Annotated in this window: 4 protein-coding genes; 1 reads left to right on the top strand and 3 read right to left on the bottom strand. The window is 65.9% G+C overall.

The genetic code is table 11. From position 1 onward, the window contains the following. The coding region (locus tag ACWGI8_RS42055; RefSeq protein ID WP_280842533.1) for a biotin carboxylase N-terminal domain-containing protein at window positions 1-93 on the bottom strand (93 nt) is incomplete at its 3' end. A 290-nt stretch (window positions 94-383) separates the two neighbouring features. Then, window positions 384-1,109 carry a response regulator transcription factor gene (locus ACWGI8_RS42050; RefSeq protein WP_453668734.1) on the bottom strand — a complete coding sequence of 242 codons (726 nt, stop codon included), beginning with the start codon at window positions 1,107-1,109 and terminating at the stop codon, window positions 384-386. A gap of 632 nt (window positions 1,110-1,741) precedes the next feature. Here ACWGI8_RS42050 and ACWGI8_RS42045 point away from each other — a divergent pair. Further along, window positions 1,742-2,452 carry a ScbR family autoregulator-binding transcription factor gene (locus ACWGI8_RS42045; RefSeq protein ID WP_453668733.1) on the top strand — a complete coding sequence of 237 codons (711 nt, stop codon included), beginning with the start codon at window positions 1,742-1,744 and terminating at the stop codon, window positions 2,450-2,452. 90 nt (window positions 2,453-2,542) lie between these two features. Here the strand turns inward: ACWGI8_RS42045 and ACWGI8_RS42040 are convergent. Further along, window positions 2,543-3,222, bottom strand: a 680-nt coding sequence (locus ACWGI8_RS42040; protein ID WP_453668732.1) for a response regulator transcription factor, incomplete at its 5' end; no start/stop codon positions are given.

Raw genomic sequence — 3,222 nt, 5'->3', positions numbered from 1 at the left:
GTAGACGGCTACGCTCGCGATCCCGGCGTCCCGGCATGCACGGGCAACGCGGACAGCGATCTCGCCTCGGTTGGCGATGAGCACCTTGCGCACGACGGGCATCTCCTGACTGTTCGGAAATCGCGGTCACCCGTGCTCGGCTTTGGGGAGGAATTCTCTCCGGAACAGTGCACCGGGTCGCTGATCCATGATTGGCCGGACCCGCTCCCGCCTTCAAGGTGATCGCATTCAGTCTTCGGTCAGGTTCTGCAGGGAGACTGCTGTTTTGTTGGCCAACAGCCAGGCGAATGTCACAGCTCCGTCAGGTGCGACAGAAATGGAAAGGGGGTGAGCTCCGGTTTCCGGAACTCACCCCCAGCCGTCCGACGGTACTGTGCGTGAAATCAACCTCGCCCGAAGCGGAATCCCACGCCGCGGACCGTGATGATCCAGTCACTGCCTCCGAGTTTGTTGCGGAGGCTGCTGACATGTGTGTCGACGGTCCGCCGCGACCAGGAGTCCCCCCATACCTGCTCCATTATTCGCTTACGAGAAATAACGGTACCCGGATGAGACGCCAGGAGATGGAGCAGATCGAACTCCTTGCGCGTGAGATCGATGATCCGGCCGCCGAGGCAGACTTCCCGGGTGCCGGCATCGATGTGCAGGGGACCGTGCGAGACGACCTTGGCGCTGTTCTGCTGCGGCCGCGCACGGCGCATGACGGCCTCCATACGGGCCATGAGTTCACGGAAGCCGTACGGCTTGACCAGGTAGTCGTCCGCGCCGGCCTGGAGACCGAGGACGCGGTCCAGTTCGGTGCCCCACGCGGTGACGGCGATCACGGGGACGTCGCACATCGACCTGATGGACCGGCACACCTCCAGGCCGTCGAGATCGGGAAGTTCCAGGTCGAGCAGGATGATGTCGGCGCCCTCGCATGCCTGGAGGGCCGCTCCTCCCGTCGATGCGCCGTCCACCTGGTGCCCGTGCCGCCGCAGCCCGTTGGCGAGGGGCTCCCTCTCGTCGGCGTTGCCCTCGACCACGAGGACGCGCCAGGTCGCAGTGGTGTGCTGTGCGGGTAACGACGTCTTTCGCGGTTCCAACGTGCCGGTCGAGTACTGACTCATTACTCTCCCCCTTGCGAGTAGTTCCAGCTCGACGTACATGGCAGGCCACTGCGAGCGAGGCTAAAAACCAGCGCATCAGTTTGTCAAAATAAATCTGGGTAAACTTGCCCGGACCAGGCACATTGTGAAATCTTGTCCGAGTATGCCGACGTACGTACACACCCTCTTCAGGCCAACGTAGATCGACCCGCCCGGTGTCCAATATGTAGACAGACCAATGTGCCCGTTCCGGCCACTGCTGCTTTCCGCCGGTAACCCGACCGTGCCGCTGTTCTGGGCGGCAGTTCTGACGTTTCTCTGTACTTGTCGACCTCCCGGGATGCTTGACGGTGCGTCCGCACCCGGTGCCGCGAGGTTGATAGCGTACCGGCCGGTCTGTAATGACCGGCGGCGGGGAGATCGGCAGAGGGGGAGTGCGACAGCGATCACCGGCGATTTGTTAACGCACGGCAAACATGCGCCGAGCGGCTGTGGACCGAGGGTGGCGGTGTGAAAGAGCTCACCCCTCGGGTGTGGCTTCCGGTCGCTATCCGTACGTGTTCCGGACGCAGTTGGGATGGGGGGCCCGTGTTCGTATACAGCCGCCGCGTCACACCTGCCCGGCTCTGACACAAGAAATGGGCACGTAACAGATGACACAGCAAGCGCGAGCGATCCGGACCCGCACGTCGATTCTGCTGGCAGCGGCAGCCGTCTTCGACGAGCGCGGCTACAGCTCGGCCACGATCACCGAGATCCTCGCGCGGGCCGGTGTGACCAAGGGCGCGCTCTACTTCCACTTCGCTTCGAAGGAGGAGCTTGCGCGCGAGGTGATGGAGGCCCAGCTGAGGGTCGGTCCGCTGCCGCCGCAGCGGACGAAGCTCCAGGAACTGGCGGACCAGGCGCTGCTGTTCGCCCACCAGTTACGCCATGACCCGCTGACGCGGGCGAGTGTCGGGCTCGCGATGGACCGGTGGGGCGAGGGCCTCGACCGGGCCGCACCGTTCCGCTCCTGGACCGACCGGCTCACGGATCTGCTGGCCGAGGCGAGGGCGCAAGGGGAACTCCTGCCGCACATCGACCCTGCCGACACGGCGGAGATGCTGGCCGGCGCCTTCTCCGGGATTCAGGAGATGTCCCACGTCCTGTGCGAGCGGGCGGATCTGACGCACCGGGTGCTCGTCCTGCTGTGTCATGTGCTGCCGAGCATCTCGCTCCCCGCCGTGCTTCCCACCCTCGACATCGCGGACGACCGGGCGGAACGGCTGCTCGCCTCGTGCGAGACGAGCCGGTCCCAGGACCCGCCTTCCGGATCGGACCGGCACGATACGGAGGACAGCCCTGATTCACGGGACACGCCCTGATTCACGGGACGCACCCCGATCCACGAGACGCACCCCGATCCACGAGACGCACCCCGATCCACGGGACGCGCCCTGACCGGCCGTTGGTGCTCAGCTCCCCGTCCCGTCGCCGAGCCGGTATCCGAGGCCGCGTACGGTGATGATCCAGTCGCCGTCACCGAGCTTGGTGCGCAGCGTGCTCACATGGGTGTCGACGGTGCGGCTCGAGATCGCCCACTCGTCCGCCCAGACCTTCGAGATCAGGTCCCTCCGGGACACGACCGCATCCGGGGACGAGGCGAGCAGGAAGAGCAGGTCGAACTCCTTGCGGGTCACGTCGATGATCCGCTCGCGCACCCGCACCTGCCGGCTGCCCGGATCGATGTGCAGGGCGCCGCGTGACAGGGCCGCTGTGCCCGTACGTGCGGCGGCGCGGCGCATGACCGCATTCATCCGGGCCATCAGCTCGCGGTATCCGTACGGCTTGACCAGGCAGTCGTCCGCGCCCGCCTGAAGGCTGAGGACACGGTCGAGTTCCGTGTCCTTGCTGGTGAAGGTGATGATCGGGGTGCCGCCTCTGGCGCGGATCTCCCCGCAGACCTCCACGCCGTCCAGATCGGGCAGGGCCAGGTCGAGGAGGATCAGATCGGCCTGGTCCCAGGTCCTGAGCGCCGCTCGGCCCGAACGGACCCGGCTGGCCCGGTGTCCGTTCCTGATCAGTCGGGAGACCAGGGCCTCGGCGGCCTGATCATCGGAGTCGACCACGAGCACACGCATCATCACTCCACGCC

This window comes from Streptomyces sp. NPDC054841 (assembly GCF_053611045.1).
This window is presented reverse-complemented; position numbering and strand designations above follow the sequence as displayed.